27 protein-coding genes and 2 tRNA genes are annotated in these 24,785 nt (G+C 56.8%); 15 read left to right on the forward strand and 14 right to left on the reverse strand.

Annotation, left to right across the window (positions count from 1 at the left end; genetic code table 11):
• Window positions 1–37: 37 nt before the first annotated feature.
• Both CFB02_RS04730 and nadA read left to right on the forward strand, forming a co-directional pair.
• A tRNA-Lys gene (locus CFB02_RS04730) sits at window positions 38–113 on the forward strand.
• Window positions 114–304: 191 nt separating this feature from the next.
• Window positions 305–1,366, forward strand: coding sequence for a quinolinate synthase NadA (nadA, locus tag CFB02_RS04735; RefSeq protein ID WP_088557077.1), 1,062 nt, complete (start codon window positions 305–307; stop codon window positions 1,364–1,366).
• On the opposite strand, the gene CFB02_RS04740 is transcribed toward nadA, so the two are convergent.
• Window positions 1,367–2,761 carry a M48 family metalloprotease gene (locus tag CFB02_RS04740; RefSeq protein WP_264753976.1) on the reverse strand — a complete coding sequence of 465 codons (1,395 nt, stop codon included), beginning with the start codon at window positions 2,759–2,761 and terminating at the stop codon, window positions 1,367–1,369.
• Window positions 2,762–3,002: 241 nt separating this feature from the next.
• Between CFB02_RS04740 and CFB02_RS04745 the strand changes: the two genes are divergently transcribed.
• Window positions 3,003–3,230: a sulfurtransferase TusA family protein gene (locus CFB02_RS04745; protein ID WP_088557078.1), complete on the forward strand. Its 228-nt coding sequence runs from the start codon at window positions 3,003–3,005 to the stop codon at window positions 3,228–3,230.
• 16 nt (window positions 3,231–3,246) lie between these two features.
• Window positions 3,247–4,326, forward strand: a complete 1,080-nt coding sequence (locus tag CFB02_RS04750; RefSeq protein WP_088557079.1) for an AI-2E family transporter — start codon at window positions 3,247–3,249, stop codon at window positions 4,324–4,326.
• A gap of 7 nt (window positions 4,327–4,333) precedes the next feature.
• On the opposite strand, the gene CFB02_RS04755 is transcribed toward CFB02_RS04750, so the two are convergent.
• Window positions 4,334–4,801, reverse strand: coding sequence for a peroxiredoxin (locus tag CFB02_RS04755; RefSeq protein WP_088557080.1), 468 nt, complete (start codon window positions 4,799–4,801; stop codon window positions 4,334–4,336).
• Window positions 4,802–4,875: 74 nt separating this feature from the next.
• On the opposite strand from CFB02_RS04755, the gene dapA reads away from it, so the two are divergent.
• From dapA to CFB02_RS04785, 6 genes are all read left to right on the forward strand, one after another.
• Window positions 4,876–5,754, forward strand: a complete 879-nt coding sequence (gene dapA / locus CFB02_RS04760; protein ID WP_088557081.1) for a 4-hydroxy-tetrahydrodipicolinate synthase — start codon at window positions 4,876–4,878, stop codon at window positions 5,752–5,754.
• Between the two features lie 35 nt (window positions 5,755–5,789).
• Window positions 5,790–6,887: an outer membrane protein assembly factor BamC gene (gene bamC, locus CFB02_RS04765; protein ID WP_088557082.1), complete on the forward strand. Its 1,098-nt coding sequence runs from the start codon at window positions 5,790–5,792 to the stop codon at window positions 6,885–6,887.
• A gap of 44 nt (window positions 6,888–6,931) precedes the next feature.
• A complete protein-coding gene (gene purC / locus CFB02_RS04770) occupies window positions 6,932–7,645 on the forward strand; it encodes a phosphoribosylaminoimidazolesuccinocarboxamide synthase (RefSeq protein ID WP_088557083.1) in 714 nt (237 codons plus the stop codon).
• 32 nt (window positions 7,646–7,677) lie between these two features.
• Entirely contained in the window at window positions 7,678–8,409 is a 732-nt protein-coding gene (locus tag CFB02_RS04775; RefSeq protein WP_088557084.1) for a TIGR04219 family outer membrane beta-barrel protein, read from the forward strand.
• 28 nt (window positions 8,410–8,437) lie between these two features.
• Entirely contained in the window at window positions 8,438–9,445 is a 1,008-nt protein-coding gene (locus CFB02_RS04780) for an NAD-dependent epimerase (RefSeq protein WP_088557085.1), read from the forward strand.
• Between the two features lie 61 nt (window positions 9,446–9,506).
• Window positions 9,507–10,052 carry a lipocalin family protein gene (locus CFB02_RS04785; protein ID WP_088557086.1) on the forward strand — a complete coding sequence of 182 codons (546 nt, stop codon included), beginning with the start codon at window positions 9,507–9,509 and terminating at the stop codon, window positions 10,050–10,052.
• A gap of 65 nt (window positions 10,053–10,117) precedes the next feature.
• Here CFB02_RS04785 and CFB02_RS04790 read toward each other — a convergent pair whose 3' ends face one another.
• The 10 genes from CFB02_RS04790 to CFB02_RS04830 all read right to left on the reverse strand — a co-directional run bounded on the left by CFB02_RS04790 (window position 10,118) and on the right by CFB02_RS04830 (window position 17,878).
• Window positions 10,118–10,453, reverse strand: a complete 336-nt coding sequence (locus CFB02_RS04790; RefSeq protein ID WP_088557087.1) for a hypothetical protein — start codon at window positions 10,451–10,453, stop codon at window positions 10,118–10,120.
• Window positions 10,454–10,515: 62 nt separating this feature from the next.
• Entirely contained in the window at window positions 10,516–10,653 is a 138-nt protein-coding gene (locus tag CFB02_RS18075; protein ID WP_157677785.1) for a hypothetical protein, read from the reverse strand.
• A gap of 91 nt (window positions 10,654–10,744) precedes the next feature.
• Window positions 10,745–12,085: a sensor histidine kinase gene (locus CFB02_RS04795; protein WP_088557088.1), complete on the reverse strand. Its 1,341-nt coding sequence runs from the start codon at window positions 12,083–12,085 to the stop codon at window positions 10,745–10,747.
• Window positions 12,082–12,759, reverse strand: coding sequence for a response regulator transcription factor (locus CFB02_RS04800; RefSeq protein WP_088557089.1), 678 nt, complete (start codon window positions 12,757–12,759; stop codon window positions 12,082–12,084). Before CFB02_RS04800 ends, CFB02_RS04795 begins: the two co-directional genes overlap by 4 nt.
• Before the next feature lie 155 nt (window positions 12,760–12,914).
• Window positions 12,915–12,991: transfer RNA gene (locus CFB02_RS04805), tRNA-Val, on the reverse strand.
• 55 nt (window positions 12,992–13,046) lie between these two features.
• On the reverse strand, window positions 13,047–13,997 hold the full coding sequence (locus CFB02_RS04810) for a DMT family transporter (RefSeq protein ID WP_088557090.1): 951 nt from the start codon (window positions 13,995–13,997) through the stop codon (window positions 13,047–13,049).
• Between the two features lie 148 nt (window positions 13,998–14,145).
• The gene (locus CFB02_RS04815) at window positions 14,146–15,234 is read right to left on the reverse strand and encodes a hypothetical protein (protein WP_088557091.1); all 1,089 of its coding nucleotides are present in this window, start codon (window positions 15,232–15,234) and stop codon (window positions 14,146–14,148) included.
• Between the two features lie 102 nt (window positions 15,235–15,336).
• A complete protein-coding gene (locus CFB02_RS04820) occupies window positions 15,337–16,407 on the reverse strand; it encodes a hypothetical protein (protein WP_157677786.1) in 1,071 nt (356 codons plus the stop codon).
• A 132-nt stretch (window positions 16,408–16,539) separates the two neighbouring features.
• Window positions 16,540–17,157 carry a YceI family protein gene (locus CFB02_RS04825; RefSeq protein WP_053112157.1) on the reverse strand — a complete coding sequence of 206 codons (618 nt, stop codon included), beginning with the start codon at window positions 17,155–17,157 and terminating at the stop codon, window positions 16,540–16,542.
• Window positions 17,144–17,878, reverse strand: coding sequence for a CDP-alcohol phosphatidyltransferase family protein (locus tag CFB02_RS04830; RefSeq protein WP_088557092.1), 735 nt, complete (start codon window positions 17,876–17,878; stop codon window positions 17,144–17,146). The genes CFB02_RS04825 and CFB02_RS04830 overlap by 14 nt, the downstream gene beginning before the upstream one ends.
• A gap of 177 nt (window positions 17,879–18,055) precedes the next feature.
• Between CFB02_RS04830 and CFB02_RS04835 the strand changes: the two genes are divergently transcribed.
• Genes CFB02_RS04835 through CFB02_RS04850 form a run of 4 tightly spaced genes read left to right on the forward strand, consistent with a single transcriptional unit; the run spans window position 18,056 to window position 22,339 of the window.
• The gene (locus CFB02_RS04835; protein ID WP_088557093.1) at window positions 18,056–19,063 is read left to right on the forward strand and encodes a zinc-dependent alcohol dehydrogenase; all 1,008 of its coding nucleotides are present in this window, start codon (window positions 18,056–18,058) and stop codon (window positions 19,061–19,063) included.
• Between the two features lie 30 nt (window positions 19,064–19,093).
• The gene (locus CFB02_RS04840) at window positions 19,094–19,492 is read left to right on the forward strand and encodes a 6-pyruvoyl trahydropterin synthase family protein (RefSeq protein ID WP_088557094.1); all 399 of its coding nucleotides are present in this window, start codon (window positions 19,094–19,096) and stop codon (window positions 19,490–19,492) included.
• Window positions 19,479–21,419, forward strand: a complete 1,941-nt coding sequence (locus CFB02_RS04845) for a glycosyltransferase (protein WP_088557095.1) — start codon at window positions 19,479–19,481, stop codon at window positions 21,417–21,419. The genes CFB02_RS04840 and CFB02_RS04845 overlap by 14 nt, the downstream gene beginning before the upstream one ends.
• Window positions 21,416–22,339, forward strand: a complete 924-nt coding sequence (locus tag CFB02_RS04850) for a lysylphosphatidylglycerol synthase transmembrane domain-containing protein (protein WP_088557096.1) — start codon at window positions 21,416–21,418, stop codon at window positions 22,337–22,339. Before CFB02_RS04845 ends, CFB02_RS04850 begins: the two co-directional genes overlap by 4 nt.
• Here CFB02_RS04850 and CFB02_RS04855 read toward each other — a convergent pair.
• Window positions 22,323–23,195: a RibD family protein gene (locus tag CFB02_RS04855; protein WP_088557097.1), complete on the reverse strand. Its 873-nt coding sequence runs from the start codon at window positions 23,193–23,195 to the stop codon at window positions 22,323–22,325. The two genes, CFB02_RS04850 and CFB02_RS04855, sit on opposite strands and share 17 nt — an antisense overlap.
• 141 nt (window positions 23,196–23,336) lie before the next feature.
• Here CFB02_RS04855 and CFB02_RS04860 point away from each other — a divergent pair, with 141 nt between their 5' ends.
• Complete coding sequence (locus CFB02_RS04860; protein ID WP_088557098.1) at window positions 23,337–23,573, forward strand: hypothetical protein; 237 nt, start codon at window positions 23,337–23,339, stop codon at window positions 23,571–23,573.
• Between the two features lie 16 nt (window positions 23,574–23,589).
• Here the strand turns inward: CFB02_RS04860 and galU are convergent, their stop codons facing one another.
• Complete coding sequence (galU, locus tag CFB02_RS04865; RefSeq protein WP_088557099.1) at window positions 23,590–24,426, reverse strand: UTP--glucose-1-phosphate uridylyltransferase GalU; 837 nt, start codon at window positions 24,424–24,426, stop codon at window positions 23,590–23,592.
• Window positions 24,427–24,785: the final 359 nt, after the last annotated feature.

The following is a 24,785-nucleotide window of genomic DNA, read 5'->3' on the forward strand; positions in this document are numbered from 1 at the left end:
GGTATTGATTGAGGTCAAGGCTTCGGTCACCAGTTGCGGGTCGTTAGCTCAGTTGGTAGAGCAGTTGGCTTTTAACCAATTGGTCGAAGGTTCGAATCCTTCACGACCCACCAAATAACAGAAACCTGCGGGTTTTTGTGAAAAAAGAGCCTCCGGGCTCTTTTTTTTTGCGTATACGTTCTTACCTAGGTAAACAGGTAACAGGCAAAGTAAACACAACTTTGTGATAGCACTGTTTCAGAAACATTAAGCCTCGGGCATGAATGTTATAATGCCAGGGTTCACGCAATACAGAGACGCAGTAATGACATACGCTGAAGACCGTATCCTTGTTCAAGAGCACCTCGCGCATGCTGCCGAGCCCAAGCCGCTCAGCGCGGACGAAAAGTCCGAGCTGGAGGCTCGTATAAAATCGGCTCTGAAGAAGCAGGATGCGGTGCTTGTGGCCCACTATTACACCGATCCCGATATCCAGCGTCTTGCTGAGGAAACCGGTGGCTGTGTTGCGGATTCTCTCGAGATGGCTCGGTTTGGCAACCAACACCCGGCCTCCACCATCGTGGTTGCCGGCGTGAGGTTCATGGGCGAAACTGCCAAGATCCTGAATCCGGAAAAGCGTGTTCTGATGCCAACGCTTGAAGCAACCTGCTCTCTGGATGTTGGCTGTCCTGCGGATGAGTTCGCCGAGTTTTGCGACCAGCACCCGGATCGCACGGTGGTGGTTTATGCCAATACATCCGCTGCAGTGAAAGCGAGGGCAGACTGGGTGGTTACCTCAAGCTGTGCCCAGGCAATTGTTGAAGATCTGGACACCCGCGGCGAAAAAATCCTCTGGGCGCCGGACAAGCACCTGGGACACTACGTCCAGAAAACCACGGGTGCTGATATGTTGCTCTGGGATGGTTCCTGCATCGTTCATGAGGAATTCAAATCCCGCGGGCTGGAAGATCTGAAGGCCCTTTATCCGGACGCGGCGGTACTGGTCCACCCGGAATCGCCCGATGCCGTGGTTGAGATGGCGGATGTTGTGGGTTCAACCTCGCAGCTGATTCATGCTGTCCAGACCATGCCCAACGAAAAGTTCATCGTTGCCACTGACAACGGCATTTTCTACAAGATGCAGCAACTGGCTCCGAACAAAACGCTGATTGAAGCGCCCACTGCAGGCAATGGGGCTACCTGCCGTAGCTGCGCCCATTGCCCCTGGATGGCAATGAACGGCCTTCAGAATCTGCTACAGGAACTGGAGCGGGGCGATCAGGAAGTGTTCGTGGACCCGGAGCTGAGAGAGAAAGCACTGCAGCCTCTGCAGCGCATGTTGGATTTTACCGCTAACATGAATCTCAAGGCTGCTGGCAACGCCTGATCAACTGTTAGCCCGGGCGTGCAGGCGGCTGGTGATTTCTGCCAGCCGCTCGGTCACAATCTGCCTTTGTGGCGCGCCGGCCGGCAACTTCTCCTGCGCCTGCCTTAGCTGACGCTGGGCAGACTCCAGATCGCCCATCAGAACATCGTATTCCGCCCGGGCACGATGCACGCCTACAATATTCCTTGCCATGCCCTCCGCCTCGGCCAGTTTCAGCCAGAGATGCTCCTGTCCCGGTAGTTTACGGGTCAGCTGTTTCAGGTACTCCGCCGCAGCGGCGCCATTACCATCGGCTATTTCCGTGAGGGCGAGGGTGTGGGTGATTGGATAGTTCCCCGGATTTCTCGCGAGAGCGTCTTTCAGAATGGATCGAGCCTCGTCCACACGATCTTGTGCAAGCCTGACCTCTGCGAGGGTTACCTGGAAGGTGATTCGGCCCGGATTCCCGGCCAGCAGATCGTTCAGTATATCCGCAGCCTTCTCGTATTGCCGGCTCTCGAGGTAGGCCACGGACAAGCCATACCGGATGGCATCGTTTTTCTGGGCATCCGGCCGATCGAGGTAGGCTTCAAAGGTTTCGACGGCTACGTCGGGCGAGGGCGCGTAATGCACCTGCAGCCGGCTGCGCATCAGATGGTATTCCTGCCCGTCCCGGATGTTTTCGTCTGGATACTGTTCGGCACGATTCCGGGTGTCGGCCACGCGGCTCTGGGTTAACGGGTGCGTAGACAGATACTCTGGCAGTCGATTTCCCTGCATGCGGTTCTGGCGCATCATGATTTCAAACATTTCCGGCATGCCACGAGGGTCCATCCCGGCGCTGGCCAGAATGTCCAGCCCGACCCGGTCGGCTTCCTGTTCATGGGAGCGGCTGTAGGCGAGCATGTTCTGGGCCGCCAGGGCCTGGGTTCCGGCAATGGCGGCAAAACCGATATCAGACTGAGTGACCGCCGACAGAACAATGCCGGCAATCATACCGGCGAGTGTGAGCGGAGCGCTGGTTTCCTGCTGCGCCATGCGCCGTGCAAAATGCCGCTGGCTAAGATGCGCAAGCTCGTGGGCCAGAACAGAAGCAAACTGTTGCTCGGTTGCAGCATTCAGGAACAGGCCACCGTTGACGCCCACAATGCCGCCGGGCACCGCAAATGCGTTGATAGCAGGACTGTCAATCAGTGCCAGGGTCAGGTTCCGGTCCTGGAGTGGAGCCGATGGAACAAGGCGATAGGTAATGGCACTCAAATAGTCAAAAACCAGGGGATCGCTGATTCGCGGCGCAGACCGTCGGATAGATACCATAACCTGCTGGCCGATATCTGACTCCTGCTGGCCCGCGATCAGGCCTCCACCGGCACCGCCAATGCTTGGCAGCCTGCTCTCCTGGGCGTGACCCTGCATTGAAACAGGCAACAGAGCGAGCAGAGCTGCGATGGCCAGTGCAGGTAGCGTTTGAAATCTGGGTCGGATAGCAATCATGTAGAGCCGGGTGCCTGTGTTCTGAATCGCCGCTTTGACAGCGTTTTACGATAAAAAGTTCTGATCCACTGGTTAAAGAGGATTGTGATGCAATACATTATCACTGTCGGCATAATGCCTGCTTGTTAAATCCGCTTATAATTTGTGATGGTGTATCGCTAGTATGGTTGATCGAACGCTTGATGCCTCCGGGTTGCGCTGCCCGATGCCGCTGCTGAAAACAAAACTTGAGCTCAACAGCATGGCGCCCGGTGAAGAACTCGAGGTGATCGCCACAGACGCAGGTTCCGCCCGGGATATTCCGGCGTTTCTGCAGATGTCTGATCACAAGTTGATGAGCAGTTCTGAAACCGCCGGGCAGTTCCGGTTTGTGATAAAGTGCGGCGGTTAAGGTTTCGGAGCTGTAAATGATCAGGACATTACGCGGTCTCGCGCACAAATATTTTTCGGATGAAGAAGCGGTCATCCTGTTCCTGATACTGGTAACAGGAACCATCTTTGTTATCTGGTTCGGTGCAATGCTAGCACCAGCCATCGCCTCGCTGATTGTCGCCTTTATTCTGCAGGGCCTGGTCACCAAGCTCAACAAGCTAGGCGTGCCGGAGACGGTTTCGATCATTGGCGTATTCCTGGTTTTTCTCGGCGTACTGGTCGGCTTCCTGTTTGGCCTGCTTCCGCTGATCTGGACGCAGCTGAGCAACCTGGCCGGCGAGGCACCGCGAATCATCCGCGAGCTGCAATCCTATCTTGAGCTGCTGCCGCAACAATATCCCCACCTGATCTCCGGGGAGGCTGTCAGCACCGTTTACAGCCAGGTGAGTACCGAAGTAGGGCACATGACCCAATGGCTGGTGTCATTCTCCCTATCCAGCATCCCGGACCTCGTGGCGCTCCTGATCTACATGGTACTTGTACCTATTCTGGTGTTCTTCTTCCTGAAGGACCGGGCGGTGCTGCTCAACTCCATTGCCAGGCTTCTGCCACCCCAGCGCCCGATGATGCTGCAGATCTGGCACGAGGTGAACCTCCAGTGCGCCAACTACGTGCGCGGCAAAGCCGTCGAGATCCTGATTGTAGGAGGCGCCACCTACATTGCCTTCAAGCTGCTGGGCATGCCTTACGCTGCGCTGCTCTCACTGTTGGTGGGGCTGAGTGTGGTGATTCCCTACATTGGCGCTGCCGTCGTTACGATCCCTGTTGCGGTGATTGCCCTGTTCGCTTTCGGCTGGAGCAGTCAGTTCATCTGGGTGATGGTCATCTATGGTGTCATTCAGGGGCTTGACGGCAATGTTCTGGTGCCCATTCTGTTCTCGGAGGTTAACAACCTGCACCCGGTTGCGATTATCGTCGCGGTGCTGTTCTTCGGGGGAATCTGGGGCTTGTGGGGTGTTTTCTTCGCAATTCCACTGGCTACCATGCTCAAGGCGGTGTTTGCTGCCTGGCCGGTGAAGGAGTCGGCGCCGCCGGCGGAACCCGGAGACGCCTGACAGGCGCTTAAAGCGCCTTGGCTGCCTCTAGAACCTCGTCGGCGTGGCCTTTCACTTTTACACCGCGCCATTCAGCCCGCAGCACGCCATCCTTGTCGATCAGGAAGGTGCTGCGGTCAACGCCCATGTACTCCTTCCCGTAAAGCTTTTTCAGCTTGATCACGTCGAAGAGGGAGCACAGGGCCTCGTCCTTGTCTGAAATCAGGTGAAAGGGAAACTCATGCTTGGCCCGGAAATTCTCATGGGCTTTCAGGCCGTCCCTGGATACCCCGAAAATAACCGTATCCAGCTCTTCAAACTGTTTCATACGGTCGCGGAAGTCCTGGCCTTCAGTGGTGCAGCCGGGGGTGTTGTCCTTCGGATAGAAATAAATAACAACATTCTGACCCTTCAGATCGTCCAGTCGGATGGTCTGGTCTCCGGTCGCTGCCGCTTCAAAATCCGGAACGGGTTTGTTTAACTCAACGGATGGCATGACATCTCCTTTAATTCCCTTGTGTCAGTTCGTGCCCAACATTACCATATCGGTTTTATTCGGACGGAGCTTTTATGATTACGGGTAGCCTTGTCGCACTGGTCACACCCATGCATCCAAACGGTGACATCCACTGGGAGGATCTGGACAAGCTGGTAGACTTTCATATCGAAAACGGCACGCACGGCATCGTTGCCGTGGGCACCACCGGCGAATCCGCAACGCTCGACCCGGAAGAGCATTGTCAGACCATTGGCCACATCATCAAACGCGTGAATGGTCGCATCCCGGTTATTGCGGGCACCGGCGGCAACAGCACCCGTGAGGCCATTGAACTGACGGCCGAGGCCCATAAGCTTGGCGCAGATGCCTGCCTGCTCGTTGTTCCTTACTACAACAAGCCTACCCAGGAAGGCCTGTATCAGCACTTCAAGGCGATTGCCGAAGCCGTCCCCGGCATGAACCAGATGCTGTACAACGTGCCCGGCAGGACAGCGTGCGACATGCTGAACGAGACCGTGCTCCGGCTCGCCGATATTCCGAATATCGTGGGCATCAAAGACGCCACCGGTAACATCCCCCGGGGTGCCGAACTGATCGAAGCGTTGGACGGCCGTCTGGCTGTCTACTCAGGTGATGACGCCACCGCAGCGGAACTGATGCTGGCCGGCGCCAAGGGCAACGTGTCCGTCACCGCGAACGTTGCCCCGAAGGCAATGTCCCAGCTGTGCGAAGCGGCTGTTGCCGGAAATCGTGAAGAAACCGAGCGTCTGAACGAACTGCTAATGCCCCTCAACCGGAAGCTGTTCCTCGAAGCGAATCCTATCCCGGTGAAGTGGGCGCTCCATCGTATGGGGATGATTGGGGAAGGCATCCGCCTGCCGCTGACCGTGCTCAGCGAAAAGTTCCATGGCGAAGTGGAAGATGCCCTCAAGGCCTCAGGTGTACTCTGAGTTTGTTTAAATCATCACAGCCCCGGAGTAACCTGATGCAGGTTCTAAAAGGAACCGGTAATACCCTGAATTTTAAGCCCGTTGTTGTCGCATCCGGGCTGTTGCTTCTGGCAGCAGCCTCGGGCTGCAGTCTGGTTGAAGACCGCTCCGAACGCTATGTGAATGCCACGGAAGGAAAACCATTGGAATTGCCGGAGACCGCCGACGATTCCCGTTTCAGCCAGACCATGCCCATCCGTGATGTTCAGCCGGCCGATGCCAGCAAAATGTATCCGTCCGATATTCCGCGTCCGCCGGACATGACATCGGACATTCTTGATGAAAACTACGTTATCGAAGAGCTGGATGGTCGGCTCTGGCTGCTCGTCAACGACGTGCCAGGCAGAATCTGGCCTGCGGTAAACAGCTACCTGTCCGAGCGGGGTCTAGGCGTCGGGTTCGACAGTCCCCAGCTGGGCATCCTGCAGACCGAACTTGCCAATTTCAGCAAGCGTGCCCGAAACCTTGTTGAGCTGTCGGATAACCCATCTGCCGGCGAACAGAAAGTCGTTCTTCAAGTTCGGATGGCTCCCGGTGTGCGACGCAAGACCACAGAGGTGCAGGTACGCCGGCTTGATGTTGAAGATCAGCCGGATGAGCTGATCCCCTGGACTGGCGTTTCTGATCCCTCCGAGCAGGCTCTGGAATTGCAGAGACGCCTACTGTCCGATCTGGGTGACTTTCTCAGGGCGCGTGAAGAAACCAAGTCCTTTTCCCGGGCGGCATCCGGAATGGTCAGCGATCCGCTGGTTCGCCTGATCTCTGAAAACGACGAAGCCGTCGCGATCCGCATGGAGCTTGATTATGGTCGTTCCTGGGCGGAAGTAAGCCGGGCGCTTACGGATTCCGGCATTCCTGTTGTCGATCTGAACCGCAGTGAAGGCTGGTTCCATGTCGATTTCCGCACCGAAGACGAGCGGGATCCGGGCTGGTTCAGCTGGTTCAGCGACAAGGACGCACCCCAGCATACCCACACAGTCAGCCTCAGCCAGCAGAGCGACGCCATTGTCATCTCTGCCGAGGACGTTCCGGGTTACACTGGCAGCCGGACGACGCCGGATCTGCTCGAGCAACTGTTCGATTACCTATACTGATTCAGAAAGAGGCCGCTGTAGGCGGCCGCTCTTCGGAGACCCCAATGGAAAAACGCGAAGAACTCTACGCCGGCAAGGCAAAATCCGTCTACCGTACCGACAACCCCGAACGTTTCGTGTTGGTATTCCGCGACGACACATCCGCCTTCGATGGTGAGAAAAAGGAACAGCTCAATCGCAAGGGCATGGTGAACAACAAGTTCAATGCGTTCATCATGGAGAAGCTGGAAGCGGCGGGTGTGCCGACTCATTTTGAAGGGTTGCTGTCGTCCACCGAATCTCTCGTCAAGAAGCTGGACATGATTCCGGTTGAATGCGTGGTTCGCAATGTTTCCGCCGGCAGTCTATGCCGCCGTCTTGGCGTGGCGGAGGGGCAGGAATTGAATCCGCCCACCTACGAACTGTTTCTCAAGAACGACGCACTGCACGATCCGATGGTCAACGAATCCCTGGCCGTCAGCTTTGGCTGGGCCGCAGCGGATGAGCTGGAGCAGATGAAATCGTTGACCTACCAGGTTAACGACGTGCTCAAGGCCCTGTTTGATGAGGCCGGCATGCTGCTTGTGGACTACAAGCTGGAGTTTGGTCGCTGCGATGGCAAGATCGTTCTGGGTGACGAATTCAGTCCGGACGGTTGCCGGATCTGGGACAAGGAAACCCGCAAGAAAATGGATAAGGATCGTTTCCGCCAGGGGCTAGGCGAAGTGATCGAAACGTACGAAGAAGTCGGGCGCCGTCTGGGAATCCAGTTCGACTGACTGAAACTGACAACAAATTCAAAAGGTGTGTCATGCGTAAACTGATGCTTGCTGTAGGTGGTTCACTGTTTCTGGTGGCGCCTGTGTCACAGGCAGATGTGGTTGGTCTCGGAGCCAGCGTAAGTTACTGGGACTCCGATCTGTCCGGCCAGGCCGCCACCAATAGCGACGTTGTGGATGTCGAGAACGATCTGAATCTCGACAGCGATACCAACGCCAATGCCTCCCTATACCTTGAGCATCCGGTGCCGCTGCTGCCCAACATCCGGTTGAACTACACCCTGGTTGAACAGAGTGGGCGGGGCAATGTAGGTCTTGCTGGCTTCGACGGCGTTACCGGTGAAGTGCAGTCAGATCTGGATCTGGAACAGTTGGACCTGACACTGTATTACGAAGTGCTTGATAACTGGATAAACCTGGATCTTGGTCTGACCGCTCGCGATTTTTCCGGCGAGCTAATTGTCAGAGAGCAACCTATCGGCGTTCCAGCGAGCCAAACCTCGGTCGACGCCGTTATCCCGATGGGCTATCTGGCAGCGCGTTTCGACCTGCCACTGACTGGCGTATCCGTGGGCGCGGAAGGCAATTTCATCAGCTTCGACGGCGACTCGCTGCACGATTTCAATGCCTACGGCCAGTACGAGATCTCGCTTATCCAGTTCCGTGCCGGCTACCGTCAAATGTCCATTGATTATGAAGACGGAAATGACCGTCTGGATGTCGAGGTTGGCGGGCCGTTTGTGAGTGCTGGCGTGTCCTTCTGAGGCCGGCATTCGTTCCGAGGAGAGAAACGTGAAGATTCTTGTTACCGGTACAGCCGGTTTTATTGGTTCACACCTGGCGCATCGGCTGCTTGACCGGGGCGATGAGGTCATTGGCGTTGATAACGTCAACGACTACTACGATGTGAACTTGAAGGAAGCCAGGCTGAAACGCCTGACCGACAAGGCAGGTTTTACCGAAGTCCGTCAGGATGTGGCTGACAGGGCCGCCATGGAAGCGCTTTTCGCCGAGCACAAACCGGAGCGGGTGGTGCATCTGGCGGCTCAGGCGGGAGTGCGGTATTCCATCGAGAACCCCCACGCCTACGTCGACGCCAACCTCGTTGGCTTCATGAACATCCTTGAAGGTTGCCGGCACAACAAGGTAAAGCACCTTGTGTATGCCTCCAGCAGTTCGGTTTATGGCGCCAATGAAGCCATGCCGTTCTCCGTGCACGACAACGTGGATCATCCCCTGAGTCTCTACGCGGCCTCCAAGAAGGCTAATGAGCTCATGGCCCACACCTACAGTCACCTGTATAACCTGCCAACCACGGGCCTTCGGTTCTTCACCGTCTACGGTCCCTGGGGCCGGCCGGACATGGCGCTGTTTATCTTCACCAAGAAGATCCTCGCCGGAGAGCCGATCGACGTCTTCAATCACGGCCACCATCGTCGGGATTTCACCTACATTGATGATATCGTGGAAGGCGTGATCCGGACCCTCGACCATGTTGCTGAGCCTAACGGTTCATGGAGTGGTGAAACGCCGGACCCGGGCACCAGCAAAGCGCCTTACCGGTTGTACAACATTGGCAGCAACAATCCGGTGGAACTGTCCCGCTTTATCGAAATTATCGAGGAGCGGGTGGGCAAGAAGGCCGAAAAGAACCTGCTTCCGTTGCAGCCGGGCGACGTGCCGGCCACCTACGCCAATGTCGATGCTTTGATTGACGATGTAGGCTACAAGCCGGCTACTCCCGTAGAAGAGGGGATTGCCAGGTTTGTGGACTGGTATCGGGACTTCTACAACGTATGAATCAAGGGCCAGCAACTGCTGGCCCTTCTGGTATCTGGAACTTGGAAATGGAGCGTTATCGATGATGGCCGTTTTAAGAAGATGGTTTCTGGTAGCCGGGCTGATCGGGCTCGCCGGCTGCACCAGCCTTCCTGAGGACATTGAGCCCGTCACCGGTTTTAATAGTGAGCGTTACCTGGGTACCTGGTATGAAATCGCCCGCCTGGACCATTCCTTTGAGCGAGGCCTGAGCAATGTGCGCGCCGAATACAACCGTAACGACGACGGCAGCATCGAGGTAATCAACCGAGGTTATAACGTCGAAAAAGGAAAATGGGAGGAGGCGGACGGCCGAGCAGTGTTTGTGGAGGATGAAAGCACGGGCCACCTGAAGGTGTCTTTCTTCGGGCCTTTTTATGCGTCTTACGTAGTCTTCGAGCTCGACAAGGAAGAATACTCCTACGCTTATGTAACCGGCTACAACCGTGATTATCTGTGGTTTCTCTCACGCAGCCCGGAAGTCAGCGAGGAGGCAATCGACGTGTTCAAGGATCGGGCCAGGGCAGAGGGCTTTGATCTGGAAGAGTTGATTCTTGTGGCGCAGGATAAAAGCAGGCCAGAAAATTGAATGCCCGCTTGCGCGGGCATTGTGATTTAGGAGCAGGTTGTTCCTGAGCGGTCGCTAACCATTGCTCAATCGTACCTGTGTGAGAACTCCACGTTGGTGCCGTCTTCCCGCGTCAGCATTCGGGCATAGATCTCCCGGGGGCCGATCCCGTCATCAACGAAGCCCTGGACGCGTACGCGTTCTCCCGCGTTAACGGGTACCCAGTTGGGGCCCACGTAAACCCTTACCGAACCGGTATCATCAGCCAGCCGGAACTCATCTTCATCGAGAATTCTTTCGACTACACCCTCAACAGAGACCATGGAACCACGTTTCAGGTCAGCCAGCGGTGTCAAAGAGCCCGCATTGGCGGAGGAAACAGAAACCAGGGCCACTATCACTGCAAATGCAAACACTTTCATGTGATCACCTCTATGCTTTCTAACCGGATAACTATTCTCGCTTGATCTAGCAGGAACGCGGATCAGTCGAACGCCAGGATTAACAACACAAGAAAAACCATACCACTGATAACCAGCCACTTTTTGGTGACACAGATTTCGATCTCCTCGGCCAACCAGTCGCCGGTCTGCTTGAGATTCAGTTTTCTGACGTCTTTCATAGAATGCTCCTTTTGCTGACAGACACTCTGTTTGTGTCTGAAAACAAGATTACCGCCCAAAACTGACGGCAATCTGACGGGAAGCGAATATTCAGGCAGAGGTATAGGAGAGAGTGAACCGGGCACCGCCGTTCTCGCTGTTTACCGCGTTGATTGCGCCGCCCTGGGCCCGCTGGAGCCGGGCAACAATGGCCAGACCAAGACCTGCACCGCCAGGGGCAGCGCCTTCTCCACGCCAGAACAGTTCAAACATCCTGGCCATCGCATTCGACGACAGTCCCGGTCCCTGATCACAAACGGTGATGGTGGAGTCGGTGTTGACGGCAATCTCCACCTCGCCGCGTCCGCCATGGAGAATGGCGTTTTCGATAAGGTTGGTGAGTGCCAGTTCAACGGCCTCGGGATCAGCCTGGGCAATCACAGGTTGGGGCGGAGTGGAGAGTGATAGGGTAACGCCTTTCTCATACGCGAAAGGCGCCAGTGCTGCGGTCGCTTTGCTGGCGATGTCTTTCAGGCTGGCTCGGCAGCTAAGCGGCACGGTTAGTTCATCGGCTCTGGCGCAGGCCAATAACTGATTGACGGTTCGCGACAAGTGGGTCAGATCGGCTTTTAGCCGGTCGCGTCCGGCCCCGGCGGGCAGCCCATCCAGCCGGGCGAACAGAACCGAAACGGGTGTTCTCAGGGCATGTGCTGCTTCCGCCGTCCGACGCTTTTCTGACGCCAGGGCTTCATTCAGGCGTTCCAGGGAACGGTGGGTTGCGGTTACAAGATCGACGATTTCCCGGGGGAATGAATGATCCTCCAGCGGTGGTGCCGGGGAGCCGGGTTTTATACTGCGGGCCCAGCGTGCGGCGTCAACAACGGGGCTGATCCCACGGCGGATCATCAGTGCGTTCACCGCTATCAGAATCAAAGCCGTTGGCAGAATCGGTAGCCAGATGTGGGTGACGAACTCTTCCACCAGAGCCTGTCTCAAGAGCCCGGCGGGATCGTCAGCCATCACGAATACAAGCCGAAGATTCTCGTCGCCTGCCCGGGCTTTATGGGAGGCAATAAGTAAACTGCCTTGTGCGGTTTCCTGTCTGGTCAGCCAGTCCTGGGCGAACGTGCCGGTATCAAAAGCCTCGGGAGGGATCAGCTCTCTGTTTTCGGAATCCAGAACCCGATTATCCAGTCGGATAACGGCGAAACCATAGCCCGCAGGGTTTCCTTTAAAAAGCGCCCTCGTCTGGTCATCGATGCGTCCAACGCCGGTGCCAAGGTCAGCCTCAAGCTGCTCCATGATACGTTCGATCACTTCGCCTTCAAGAGCCTGCCTGTCCGAGCCATAATAGATCCCGACCGCCACCGCATTAACAACCAGCACCGCAACGGCGATCCAGGCGAGCCGGCGAGTCAGGATATTTGCCAATGGCACCGGATGCTCGCTCATTCGCGATCCTTTTTGACCAGCATCCAGCCAACACCGCGCACTGTCACGATGGACGTCTCGCTCCCGGCAGACGCGAGCGCCCGCCTCAACCGGGAGACGGCAGCTTCGAGCGCATTGGGTGTCACTTCGTCGTCGAATGCATAAATGGTATCTTCGAGTACCTGGCGCTGTGACACCCGGCCAGCAGAGCGCAATAGCTGCTCAAGTACACCGAGCTCGCGTCGACCGAGTATCACCGGCTTGTTGTCAACAGTTACTGAGCGAGAGACTGTGGCCATATTTATGGGCCCGAAAGACAGCAGGGCATCAGAGCGCTCACCGGGTCTGCGTAATACGGCACGGCATCGTGCCACAAGCTCGGGCATTTCAACGGGCTTCACAATGTAATCATCGGCGCCGCCATCAAGGCCGGTGAGGCGGTCATCTAGCTGATCCCGGGCGGTCAGGATGATGACGGGCGTTGCCCCCGCGTTTCTCAATGCGGGCAAAACCGACAAACCGTCGTTATCCGGCAATCCCAGATCCAGGAGAATCAGGGCATAGGGTGCCTGCCGGGCAAAGGCTATTGCCTGCCTTGCGGATCCTGCGTGGTCGACGGAAAATCCTGCCCGGCAAAGGGCATCTTTGACGGCTTCGGCGAGAGGCGGGTGGTCCTCCACCAGTAGGATACGCACAGTCGTGTTCCAACCTTCCTTTGTAGGTAAAGCTATCAGGCCGGAATACCGTGATTTTTTCAAGCTGCAGGTGAATAAAAGGAAAGTCTGTGATTCAGACACAAAAAAAGCCAGTTCTTACAGGGGATGTAAGTAACTGACTTTCTTCGCAGGAGTGGTAGGACCACCCAGATTCGAACTGGGGACCTCTACCATGTCAAGGTAGCGCTCTAACCAACTGAGCTATGGTCCTGTGTCCTGCAACGGGGACGAAATATACTGATTCAGCCGATGCTGGTCAACCACTTTTATGCGGTTTTCCGCTTGCGGAGTTTTTCCTTGATGGCTTTGCTTAGCACAGCCCAGCGGTTGACGATCAGGGCGGCAAAGATGAGGCCACAGCCGGCCAGTTGAATGCCGGTCATAGACTCGCCAAACCATCCTGCCGCGAACAGAGCGACCCACACAGGCTCGAGTACCAGAATCACCACGCCATGGCTGTTCGCAGACAGGCTCTGGGCGAACGTCTGAAGCAGGAAACGACCGGCCGTGCCAATCACGGCACTGGCCACCACCCACCAGACCAGGATTGGTGAGAGGTTATTCAGGGTAGGCCGCCAGGGCTCCATAATCATGGATTCAACCAGGGTGAGCAGGCCGACCGTCAGCAGCGCAATGGCGGTCAGGGGCAGGGCGGGTACGCGGTGCTTTTCCACCGTTTTGCCCAGCCGGTTTATCACGGTTCTCTGGTTGGCCGCCCGGGTATTGAGGTTGAAATACAGGGCGAAAATTGTCGCTGCCATGACAAAGAAAATCTGGCCTGCTTCAGGGCGAAATCCGTTTTCAAGGGAAAGCAGCGCCAGCCCGGCAACAGCAATGGGAATAGCCAGCCATGTGCTCGGCGGTTGGGCTTCCTTGAACACCAATCGGGCAATAATGGGCACAATCACGACACCCAGGCTAGTCAGGAAGGCTCCCTCGCCCAGGCTGGTTATATGGACCAGTCCCATCACCCAGCAGGTCATGGCCGTGCCGAACACCAGCCCGACACCCACACTTCGGCGAAGCTGATCGACGCTCAGTTTCATCAGCGAGCGACGGGCAAAAAAGGCGAGTACGGTGCCGGCAATCAAAAATCTGGCCGCCATGAACATCAGAGGCGGCATCAGCAGTACCGCTTCCTTGGAAAACATCCAACTGATGGCTGCAAACAGGGTGACAACAACCAGTAGAAGATCGGATTTATGGGTGTCAGACATCGGATATCGCTTGGCGGCAGTGGTTGAATCGAACGGCGAAAGCGAACCAATGTATAGTTTGCGAACTAAAAAGGAAAGATGGGTGGGATGAAATTGGGGTCAGAAGAAATTTTCTTCTGACCCCGTCTTCTGCTTGCCTGGTAACTGGTCAGTTGTTGAGAGTGTTGTAAACCAGGTTCGACATATCCGTTTGATCTGAGCCGGGCACTTCAATGTACCGGTCACCGGAACCCCACCATTGCCACCAGGCGCGCTTATTGTAGGTGCGGCTGGCGAAATCCACCTGCAAACCGCCGAGAGTGGTGTTGTTGACCACTGGAACGGAGATATTGCCCGTCTCGGAGCCGAGCACGCCGCTGTGGGTGACGCCCTCGTTCATCAGTACCGGATAGTGGTTGAAGTAAAGAGCGGCCGGGCCATCCTGGCTCGTTACCTTGCCCGCCAGGCTGATGCTGGAAGAGCAGGAATCGATCCCGGCGGCGGAGGTGGCACCACAGGCCGAATGGGTGGGTACCACGCCATCGTCCGTGCCGGCGATGAACGGTTTGGTGATGCCGCCATAGGACGAACCACCAGCCACGAAACGCAGCCTTGGGATTCCATTGGGGCTCACCGCCAGGTTACGGGCTGCGTTGGTTTGCAGGTCGTTTACCACGCCCAGCTTGCCGGGTTCCGGCTCAATGCCGGTGAAGGCTTCTACTGCTGCCCGGAGGGGCCAGTTGTACCAGCTGTCGTTGTAGGCAAGGCTGAGTGCCAGGTTGGCCAGTTCAGTGCCGCCGCCGGCGCCGGAGTAATCCAGGGTTGCCAGGATTTTCAACGGCTGAAGGCCCTCCGATTGAAGCCAGCGTGCCTGGTTTTCCAGCAGATACCGGGTAACGAGATCCCCGGTAGAGTGAGAAACAACGATGCAAAAGTCATTGCACAGACCTTGCTGACTGATCTGACGCATCTGTTCGTAGGCTTGCTGGGCAATACCACCTTCAACGCGCCCGTCACTGCCCCAGTCGATACGGGCTTCGGCTCGGGAGAGCCAGAAAGTGCGCCAATAGTCCTCGCCGGCGTTCTTCACCTCCTGCAGATTGGCAGGAGGGTTGGCCAGGTCTTGTTGCTGGAATCCGTGAACCAGGATCACGTTGTGCCCGGCCAGTTGTGCCTGGGCGGTGCCGGCAAACAAGCTGCCGGTGATAGCGACCGCCAAGGCGGCCTTACAGGCATTTCCGATCTTTGTTGTTTTCATAGTTGCTCCGTCTTTGCTGCTTTATTGTTGTCACAAGACGTTTATCCGCCACTTGTAGCGGGACAGCCCGGCGTTAGCCGGTGCAGAGCCTGCGCCCTGCCATCAGAACTTGTCGGCAAGCTGCCGCAGCAGAGCCGCGCGCTGTTCTGATTCGGGATTTACCGCCGGTGTATCGGTTAGACTGCCGAGATCCGGCGGTGTGAAAGCGTAGCCCTCGTCGGGGCCGAAAGCGTAATTAGTCCGGTCGCCTGGCCGGGCGGGAAGCTGCCGAATCTGCAGGTTTTTCAGCTGTAGCTGGCTTTCCACCGTCTGATTGGCCAATACGGTGCCGTGTGCCTTCAGATTGATCGTGTTCGAGGTGCTGTCCAGCCTTTTCTCCATCTGCAATTGAGCAACCGGGCGTTGGCCAATGAACAGCTGCGCCGAAAGCGCGTAATAGCCGGAGTCTTCCGGCGAGAAACGAACGGGAATTATCAGATTGTTATCCTGGATACGGGCATCGCCAAGCCCCTCGAATTCGCCCAGGTAAGGTTCAATGGCCAGTGTTGAGACATGGCGGACTGGTTTGCCATCAAGCCGGGCCTCGACGATCAGCCGATATTCACCCGGTGATTCGTCGGCGGACAGAACGCCCTCGAAGTAACCCGGGGCACCCGCCTCCTCCAATGTGGTGCCGGCGATGGCATCCCGGCTTTCCGGCTTCTCCAGCGTTGCAGACAGCGGGCGACCGACCACCTGAGAGCCCCGGATAGCCGCTGCAACAAGAATTTGTTCCCCTGCAGTAAACCGGTATTTCTCCAGCGTTACGGTGAACTGCCCGTCACCTTCAAGGGGCAGACTGACCGGCTCGTAGTGATTGCCACGGTAGGCGTTCGCCTGCTCCGGGGAGAGAGGTACAGACCATGGAGGGTATCGGGCAGTTTGAGCGTATTGATCCGCAACGCTGGCCAGCATGAACCCGAGGGCATTATCCGAGGGTGGTTCCGGCTCAGCCGAGGGAACGGTAAAAGACTGCTCTGCCAGACCTGCGCTTTGGACAGGCGCCGTCTTGGCCGAGTCGGCCACCTTCGCAAACCAGCTGAAATCTGTGTGGTTGTCAGCGGAGAGCAGATACCCAGTGCCAACCACGCCAGCAGTTACCAGTGTAAGAAGAAGAGCGACCTTGCCCGGCATGAGGCGGTTCCCTTGATTATTGTTGTAGCTCTAAAGATAACGGGATTTCCGCCGCACCCCAAAAATCCGTACTGTTTGTGTAACAGAACGTGTCCGTGTTGTGCGGCGGTTCACATTCCGAGTAGCCGGTGATCAGAACATGCCGGATTCCCGAATGGCCTCGAAGCCAAAATGCAATTTCACTTCATCACCGACCATCGCGCCATCAAGGCCGTAGGTCATGCCCCATTCACTGCGTTTCAGAGTGGTGGAGGCGCTGATGCCCAGTGTGTATTCCTCATGGCCAAAGGGGTAGACGTCTGCCTTGTTGAGGGTCACATCCAGCACCACGGGCCGTTTCTGGCCGAGTAACTCCAGATCGCCGGTTACCTTGCCCGTGTTTTCCCCCGTGGTTTCGAAATCGGTAACAGTGAAGATGATCTCTGGGTACTCGTCGGCATCGAGAAAATCCGCATTGCGAACGTGGTCGTCACGTTTCTTATGATTTGTGAACACGCTGTCGCTCTGGAACACCAGTTGACCGGATTTCAGCTCCCTGGCTTCCTCATCGTAAACAAATTGTCCCTCGACTTCGCGGAACATCCCCATCACCGGGGCGTAGCCGATATGCATGATCTCGAAGAACATTGAAAAGTGCTCGTCGTCGACGACAAAATCTGTTGGCTCGGCCATGGCTGCCGGGCTCAGTGCGAGTGCAGCAGGGAGGGCGATGGCAGAACGGGTAAGGGTCTTCCGGTTAATGAACATCATGGTGATGTCTCCTCTGATAAAGCCAGTGAATATCCAGGAAAAACGACCACACAAGTAGTGCGAGAGCAGTGGCAAGCGTGATACTGGCGAATAGCGCATTGACCGGCGGCAACACGGCCACCAGCAGGGTAACGATCTGCCAAACGCAAACCGTCTTGCGTCTGAAACTCTCCGGCAGCGGGGCATTCAGCCAATCGAGGAAATGACTGGCAATAACGAAGGCATACCGAATAAGGCCAAGGGCCAGAACCCAGGGACCGGCCTTGCCGAGCGCCAGCACAGCCACGCTGAGACCGAGAATAAACAGAGCATCCAGTTCCATGTCGAAGCGAGCGCCAAATTCGCTCTGGGAGCCGGTGGCCCTTGCGACTTTGCCGTCTACGCCATCCAGAATCAGCGCCAGCAATGCCATCCAGCCATAGAGCCAGAGACTATCGGTAAGGTGGTCGGCAAAGGGGGCCAGCGCCACTAAAACTATCACCAGACTGCCTCTGAGCAGCGTCGCCCGGTTTGCCCACCCGAAATCCAGGGCCTCGGGCCAGAACCGGATGATCAGGGCACAAAGCGCCAGGTAAAGCACCGCTGACAGCAAGTAGAAAAGGACGGGGGGCTGGGTTAACCAGCCGGTGACTGCACAGAACAGGACGACAAGCCCCGAGCCCCAGACGAGATCCAGGGAAAGTGGCATCCTTTGCGACGCTGAATGGCCGTTAGAATCCATCAATGAACTCCAGCGTATAGGTTTGCAGGCATCAAATACCCCGGATGCGCTGTACACTGACTATAGTTGAGATAACTGAACATGCTTACGAGCATAGACCGCGTTCAGACCTGAAGGTTCAGCCCTGGAAGGGCGACGACCAATACGTTTGCGAAGACTGCCAAAAAGGAGCTCCATTTGCATCGCGACCCTGATGAACCGAACACCGAATCGATGGCCCGAGCCTGGTGGGTAACCGGCGCCGGGAAGGGCGAGATTCTGGAAACGCCACTGGCGACGTCCGTTGAGAAAAATAAAGAAGAATTGGTCACGGTGCAGGCGCTGTATTCGGGTATCAGCCGGGGCACGGAATCACTGGTTTTCCATGGCCGGGTACCAAAGAGCGAATACGCAGCCATGCGGGCGCCGTTTCAGGAGGGTGATTTTCCCTGGCCGGTAAAGTACGGCTACGCCAGCGTCGGCAAAGTAGTGGAAGGGCCTGCCGAGTTAGTCGGCCAAACGGTGTTCTGCCTTTACCCTCACCAGAATTGCTACCGGGTGCCGGCGTCGGCGTTGACGCTTTTGCCCAAAGACCTGCCCGCCGAGCGAGCAATACTTGCCGCCAACATGGAAACCGCTGTAAACGGCCTCTGGGATGGAGCGCCAGCAGTCGGTGACCGCATTGCCGTGGTTGGTCTCGGTGTTGTTGGCTTGCTCGTCGCCTGGCTGGCGAGTCGTATCCCGGGAGCCCGTGTCACCGCGATTGATACGAATCCAGAGAGACAGGCCGTTGCCGAACAGCTCGGTTTGACCTTCAGTAGTGAGTCGGCCCCTGATGATCACGACCTTGTCATCCATGCCAGTGGCCACCCCTCGGGCCTGGAGACCGCCCTGGGACTGGCAGGGCAGGAGTCGACCATTGTGGAAATGAGCTGGTACGGGGATCAACTGGTATCTGCACCGTTGGGGGCCGCATTCCATCCGCGGCGTCTGACGCTAAAGTCCAGCCAGGTGGGCCAGATTGTGCCATCTCGAGTCCCACGGTGGGACTATCGCAAACGCCTGGCGCTCGCATTGGAACTGCTCCAGAACGATGCACTGGATGCGCTGATTACCGGCGAGTGCCGGTTCGACGACCTGCCAAAATCCATGGCGCGAATTCTGATTGATGGCCGGGACACTCTGTGCCATCGCGTTGTTTACTGAGAACCCAAAATTGCCTGCTAAGGAGAGAGTATGTTTGGTTTGACGGTCCGGGACCATATGATGATTGCCCACAGCTTTAACGGAGAGATCTTTGGTCCTGCCCAGAAGGTTCATGGTGCCACCTATGTGGTCGACGTGACCTTTGAACGTAACCAACTGGATAAGGACGACCTGGTCGTCGACATAGGCCTGGCTTCCGAACTTCTCAAAAGCATTCTTTCCGAATTCAACATGCAGAACCTGGACGAGCTGCCAGAACTGCGTGGCCGGAATACCACCACCGAATTCATGGCCAAACTGGTTTTTGATCGCATGGCGGCAGCCATTCACGGTGGCCGTCTTGGCGAGACAGGAGAAGGGATTGTCAGCCTGAAAGTCACTCTCTCGGAATCCCACATTGCCTGGGCGAGCTACCATGCCGGAATCTGACAAACCGGGCTTCCTGGAGTTTTTCGTTCCGGGTGATCCGGAACAGAACACGGGCGGCTACCGGTATGTCCGCAACCTGGTGGAGGCTATGAGCGACGCCGGTTGCAAAGCCCGGGTCAATGGGTTGCCCGGGCAGTTTCCACGCCCGGACAGGGTTGCCCGTAATGGGATGGATCAGAAGCTCGCGAGCCTGCCTGATGGGGCCTCTGTGGTACTCGATGGCCTTGCCATGGGTGGCCTGCCGGAAGTCGTCGAAAAGCATTCCCGGCGCCTGAATCTGATTGCCCTCGTACACCACCCCCTGGCTGACGAAACAGGTATCAGCGAAGCCAATAGACAGTGGTTTTTTGAATCAGAAACGCGTGCGCTCGGATTTGTAAACGGGGTAATCACCACCAGCCAACACACCGCCGCCCGGCTGGCCGATTACGAGGTGCCCGCTGAGATAATCAGGGTTGCCGAGCCGGGCGTCACCCGAGCCGCAACCCCGAGAGGCTTTGGTGAGTCGTCGCAAACCGGTACCCCGCACATTCTGTGCGTTGCTCATCTGTCACCCCGAAAGGCCCAGCATCAATTGGTGGAGGCGCTGGAAAACCTGAAGGACGTGTCGTGGCAATGCACGTTGGCAGGGTCTGACAGTCGTGATCCGGAATACAGCCAGCGGGTTCGCCGGGCGATTGCAGAAGCGGGCCTTGAAGACAGGATTGCGCTGGCAGGGGAAGTCGAAGAAGACGGGCTGGCCGAGTTCTACCGCAAGGCGGATCTCTTTGTACTGCCCTCCCTGTACGAGGGCTATGGCATGGTGATTGATGAGGCGTTGGCGGAAGGGCTACCCGTTATTTCCTCCGACGGTGGCGCCCTTGCCAACACGTCCGCCAGGCCTGGTGTGGTTCAGTATTGTGCGGGCGATGTCAGGGCCCTTGAGGCGCGGCTAAGGAACTGGCTGGAACACCCGGAACAGCTTGAGCACGCCCGGAAGCTCGCCGCGAGGGAATCCCGCCGAATCCGCTCATGGGCGGATACCGGCAAAGATGTCTCAGATGCACTGCACTACTTCAGTGGTCTTTCCACGCATCTACACCAGCATTCGGAATTCGAAAGCACATGGCTGGCAGCCCGGGAAGCAGCGGATCACCGGGCTCGCTCACAAGGGCTGACCGATCAGCTCAATCAATGGTTGCTGAATCGTTATGATGGCTTGTCGCCCGAGAGCCACTACCCGATGCAAATTGTCGACATTGGAACCGGTCGCGGCTCAAACGCGCTTTTCCTGGTGCCTGCGCTGCAGGTGCCGCAAACCTGGCTGGCACTGGATCAGGATTCTGCGTTATTGCGGGAGGCCAGGCAGCGTGTGGACCGCCTGGATGTGCCGTTTGAAACCCGCACGGCTCAGCTGACGTCGGAAAACATGGAGCAACAACTGCCCCGTGAGGCGGACCTTATAACAGCGTCGGCACTGATTGATCTGGTTTCCGAGCCATGGCTGGACGCGTTAGCCCTCGCAGCCGCGGGAAGGAAGTCCGCGATGCTCATTGTGCTGAGCTACGCCGGGCACTTTGAGCTGTCTCCCGAGCACCCTGATGATGACTTGGTTAAGACCCTTGTGAATCGGCACCAGCACGGCGACAAGGGAATCGGTGCCGCGCTCGGGCCAGAGGCCAGCACTGCGTTGCAAGACCTGATGGTTGCCGAAGGTTACCGGGTTGAACTGGCGGAATCCCCCTGGATACTGAGTGGCGCGGATCACGCCTTGGCCAAAATGCTGATGCAGGGCTGGATCGATGCGGCCATTGAGCAGTCACCTCACGAGGCGGACCGATTGTCACGCTGGCTGGAGACACGCAATCACCAGTTATCCGAAGGGGATCTGACGATTGTTGTGAGACATCTGGATCTGCTGGCGTTGCCACCTGAGGCATTGCCTTGACCGAACTGCGTCAAAGGCAGGTGAAGCTGGCGGCCCGTTGGTTATTGACGGTTCTCGTTATTGGATTCGTGATCCGTTCTATCGATGCAGGTGAGCTCTGGCAGGAGCTTGCCCGCTTTTCTCCTTATGTCCTGGTTCCCGCACTGGCGCTTACGGTCTTTCAGGTGGCGTTGTCTGCCTGGCGATGGCGTTACACCGTCGAACGGCTCGGGCTGCCCCTGGCCTATGGAGTAGCGGTGCGAGAGTACTATCTGGCGACGTTTCTGAACCAGGTGTTGCCGGGAGGCGTGCTCGGCGACGTAAACCGGGCCTGGCGACATGGCAGCGGCGCCGGAGAGCGCCTCTCCGCGGTGCACGGGGTGGCCATCGAGCGACTTTCAGGCCAACTGGTGTTGGCGCTGGTGGTTGTCATATCGGTCAGCTGGCTGCTCGGTACCGGACGGGTAACGGCTGGTCAATGGAATGGCGGGTTCTGGCTGGTCGTCGGCGTTATTGCGGTGTTTGTTGCACTCTGGTTGGCCCTGAAAACCGGGCTGGCGGCTTATCTTCAGCGGCTCAGGCGGGATCTCTATCAGTCTTTGCTAAACCGAACGGTGTTGCCGGTTCAGATCGGTTCATCTTTATTGGTGCTGGCGAGCTATCTTGGGGTGTTTCTCTGCCTGGCCTGGGGCGCAGGCTATATCGAAAGCACAGAGTCGGCGGCCATCATTGTCAGTCTGGGCAGTATCCTGCTGTTGAGCATGGTGGTACCGCTGACCGTTGCCGGTTGGGGCATCCGCGAGGGCGCGGCAGCTTTGCTGTGGCCGATGGCGGGATTGCCTGCGGAGCAGGGCGTGGCATTGAGCGTTGGGTACGGGGCGTTGGTACTGGTGTCCAGTTTGCCAGGGGCTGCTTTTTTTCGACCTACGTATCACGGGTAAAATCGAGGTCGAACAGCATATCGCTGCCGAGGTTTATAAGCTGGGCGTGGGGCCGCAAGGCATCATCCAGAAAATCGATCTCGGGAAGCGAAAAGGCTGGCCTGCCGCTGCCGATGATCATGGGCGCGACCATCACGTGCAGGCGATCCAGCAAGCCAGCGTTCAGGAAGCATGAAACGGTAACACCGCCCCCTTCCACAAAGACTTTTTTCAGCCCAAGGTCTGCGAGAACCTCAAGGATTAATTTCGGATCGACGGCATCTTCGGATTCGGCATCCCCGAGACAGGGAATTTCGGTAACCCCGGAACCGATCGATGGATTCTTTGCTTTCTCGTAAGTACCTGCCACCAACCTCAGGGTCGGGGCTTCGCCATCGGTGAACAGGTGATGGCTGTCCGGTACGCGATGGTGGCGGTCAATGACCACGCGCACAGGGTTGCGGCCACTCGTGCGGCGAACGGTCAAACGGGGATTGTCGGTAGCGGCGGTTCCCGCCCCGACAACAACTGCATCCGACACTGCGCGGATCCGGTGCAGATGGGTAATCCCATCGTCGCCATTGATGAAACGGGAGCGACCGGTAACCGTGGCAATGCGTCCATCCAGGCTTTGGCCCAGCTGACCAATGACTTTTGAGCCGCCATCGTCTGGCACGGGCCGGCAAAGGGGCAGGAATACCGAGAGCAGATCCTTCGCTTCTCGCGTGGCCGGTTGCATCAGGTGCCAGGCCCCGTGGCCGTTGAGTTTTACCGCTTCTTTGTCGGTTCCCGGCAATGGCAATGTCACATTGCTGCGGTTAACTGCGCTAAGCACCAACTCCCACGCCGAGTCGATATCCAGAGTTCTTGCCGCCATAAATACCCTGTTTGGTTGTTGCCATCTTCAGTATAGGCAGATTGTGTGCAAAGCTATAGGTACGTTACATTTCCAGATTGATTCACTTCGCAGGGCATTATCGGGACGAGTATCCCGGCTTGGATGACGAGGTAAGTGGCCATGCAGCATGCGCAACCCATTCAGCACTGGGAGCCAGAAAAGCCTGAGGACCATGGGCAACTTGAGCTGCCCGGTATTGCCCTGGATAAGAGCGACGAACTTCTTGAGTCGCTGGATGAGCTGGAACAAGTCCTTGATAAGGTTCAGTTGACCACGGAAGAAGCCGAGCTTCTTCGCCGGTTCCGCAGAACAAGTGCGGAAAACCGGCGAATGATTCTGCAAATCCTGGGCAACTGATCCCGCCCCGCGTGTCTTACTTGCCTTTCTTGTAGATATTCTCGTAAACGTAGTTGGTGGCTTCCACAAAGCCATCAATGCTGCCGCAATCGAACCGGCGCCCTTTGAACTGATAAGCCAGCACGCAACCGTTTTTCGCCTGCTCAAGAAGGGCATCGGTGATCTGGACTTCACCGTTCTTGCCCGCTGGTGTCCGCTCGATGATGTCGAAAATATCTGGCGTAAGAATATAGCGGCCAATAATGGCGAGATTACTGGGCGCATCTTCCGGAGCCGGCTTTTCTACCATGTCTGTGATCCGGTAGAGGCCATCTTTCATGGATTCACCGGCGATCACCCCGTACTTGTGGGTTTCATCAGCCGGCACTTCTTCAATGGCAACAATAGAGCATCGGAACTGGTTGTAGAGCTTCACCATCTGCGCCAGGACGCCATCTTCACCATCGGGGCCAATGCAGAAGTCATCCGCCAGCACGACCGCAAACGGGTTGTCACCCACCAGGTTGCGACCGGTCAGTATGGCGTGGCCGAGGCCCTTCATTTCATTCTGCCGAGTGAAGGCAAAACTGTTGTGGTCGATCAGCTCGCGGATGGAGGTCAGCAGCTCTTCCTTGCCAGAGCCCGCAATCTGTTGTTCGAGCTCGTAGCTGATGTCGAAATGATCCTCGATAGCCCGCTTGCCCCGACCGGTTACGAAGCCGAATTCGTGAATACCTGCTTCGGAGGCTTCCTCAACGCCGTACTGAACCAGGGGTTTGTTCACTACCGGCAGGATCTCCTTGGGCATCGCCTTGGTGGCCGGAAGAAAGCGGGTGCCGTAGCCGGCGACGGGAAACAGGCATTTTTTGATCATATCGTTCGTCCTTTGATGGTCGGTTTCACGCCCTGTGGGCTGCTTCACGCATCTGCGTAAGCCTATCAACAATTGTTCTATCACAAAGTGTGCCGAGTTTACCCAAGTTGTAACGACAAATGCAGGGCGGTGTTGGAAATTGTAAGTTTTAGCAAAGAGCTATGGCGCTTTAGAGGAGGGTTATTCAGGTTTACCATCACCAAAAATTTCTCTGATCAGAGGTCTCTCAGTGGGATCTTCATTGATTGCTTGCACTCATTTGGTGCGCTTCCGGGAGCGTGGGTTCCTTATCCGAATAGGCTCTCTACCTTTTATTGTTCGTACATAGTCCACGTGATCTTCTCTATGGCAATCTATAG

The organism is Marinobacter sp. es.042, from assembly GCF_900188315.1.
Lineage (GTDB): Bacteria > Pseudomonadota > Gammaproteobacteria > Pseudomonadales > Oleiphilaceae > Marinobacter.

What these genes read in the sequence shown, in the direction of transcription:
- CFB02_RS04785 (WP_088557086.1), top strand. Translation starts at nt 9,507, where the DNA reads ATGATGGCCGTTTTAAGAAGATGGTTTCTGGTAGCCGGGCTGATCGGG.
- CFB02_RS04795 (WP_088557088.1), bottom strand. Translation starts at nt 12,085, where the DNA reads ATGAGCGAGCATCCGGTGCCATTGGCAAATATCCTGACTCGCCGGCTC.
- purC (WP_088557083.1), top strand. Translation starts at nt 6,932, where the DNA reads ATGGAAAAACGCGAAGAACTCTACGCCGGCAAGGCAAAATCCGTCTAC.
- CFB02_RS04750 (WP_088557079.1), top strand. Translation starts at nt 3,247, where the DNA reads ATGATCAGGACATTACGCGGTCTCGCGCACAAATATTTTTCGGATGAA.
- CFB02_RS04825 (WP_053112157.1), bottom strand. Translation starts at nt 17,157, where the DNA reads ATGATGTTCATTAACCGGAAGACCCTTACCCGTTCTGCCATCGCCCTC.
- CFB02_RS04860 (WP_088557098.1), top strand. Translation starts at nt 23,337, where the DNA reads ATGCAGCATGCGCAACCCATTCAGCACTGGGAGCCAGAAAAGCCTGAG.
- galU (WP_088557099.1), bottom strand. Translation starts at nt 24,426, where the DNA reads ATGATCAAAAAATGCCTGTTTCCCGTCGCCGGCTACGGCACCCGCTTT.
- CFB02_RS04775 (WP_088557084.1), top strand. Translation starts at nt 7,678, where the DNA reads ATGCGTAAACTGATGCTTGCTGTAGGTGGTTCACTGTTTCTGGTGGCG.
- CFB02_RS04845 (WP_088557095.1), top strand. Translation starts at nt 19,479, where the DNA reads ATGCCGGAATCTGACAAACCGGGCTTCCTGGAGTTTTTCGTTCCGGGT.
- CFB02_RS04745 (WP_088557078.1), top strand. Translation starts at nt 3,003, where the DNA reads ATGGTTGATCGAACGCTTGATGCCTCCGGGTTGCGCTGCCCGATGCCG.
- CFB02_RS04755 (WP_088557080.1), bottom strand. Translation starts at nt 4,801, where the DNA reads ATGCCATCCGTTGAGTTAAACAAACCCGTTCCGGATTTTGAAGCGGCA.
- CFB02_RS04790 (WP_088557087.1), bottom strand. Translation starts at nt 10,453, where the DNA reads ATGAAAGTGTTTGCATTTGCAGTGATAGTGGCCCTGGTTTCTGTTTCC.
- CFB02_RS04820 (WP_157677786.1), bottom strand. Translation starts at nt 16,407, where the DNA reads ATGCCGGGCAAGGTCGCTCTTCTTCTTACACTGGTAACTGCTGGCGTG.
- CFB02_RS04810 (WP_088557090.1), bottom strand. Translation starts at nt 13,997, where the DNA reads ATGTCTGACACCCATAAATCCGATCTTCTACTGGTTGTTGTCACCCTG.
- CFB02_RS04830 (WP_088557092.1), bottom strand. Translation starts at nt 17,878, where the DNA reads ATGGATTCTAACGGCCATTCAGCGTCGCAAAGGATGCCACTTTCCCTG.
- CFB02_RS04740 (WP_264753976.1), bottom strand. Translation starts at nt 2,761, where the DNA reads ATGCAGGGTCACGCCCAGGAGAGCAGGCTGCCAAGCATTGGCGGTGCC.
- CFB02_RS04815 (WP_088557091.1), bottom strand. Translation starts at nt 15,234, where the DNA reads ATGAAAACAACAAAGATCGGAAATGCCTGTAAGGCCGCCTTGGCGGTC.
- CFB02_RS04855 (WP_088557097.1), bottom strand. Translation starts at nt 23,195, where the DNA reads ATGGCGGCAAGAACTCTGGATATCGACTCGGCGTGGGAGTTGGTGCTT.
- nadA (WP_088557077.1), top strand. Translation starts at nt 305, where the DNA reads ATGACATACGCTGAAGACCGTATCCTTGTTCAAGAGCACCTCGCGCAT.
- bamC (WP_088557082.1), top strand. Translation starts at nt 5,790, where the DNA reads ATGCAGGTTCTAAAAGGAACCGGTAATACCCTGAATTTTAAGCCCGTT.
- dapA (WP_088557081.1), top strand. Translation starts at nt 4,876, where the DNA reads ATGATTACGGGTAGCCTTGTCGCACTGGTCACACCCATGCATCCAAAC.
- CFB02_RS18075 (WP_157677785.1), bottom strand. Translation starts at nt 10,653, where the DNA reads ATGAAAGACGTCAGAAAACTGAATCTCAAGCAGACCGGCGACTGGTTG.
- CFB02_RS04840 (WP_088557094.1), top strand. Translation starts at nt 19,094, where the DNA reads ATGTTTGGTTTGACGGTCCGGGACCATATGATGATTGCCCACAGCTTT.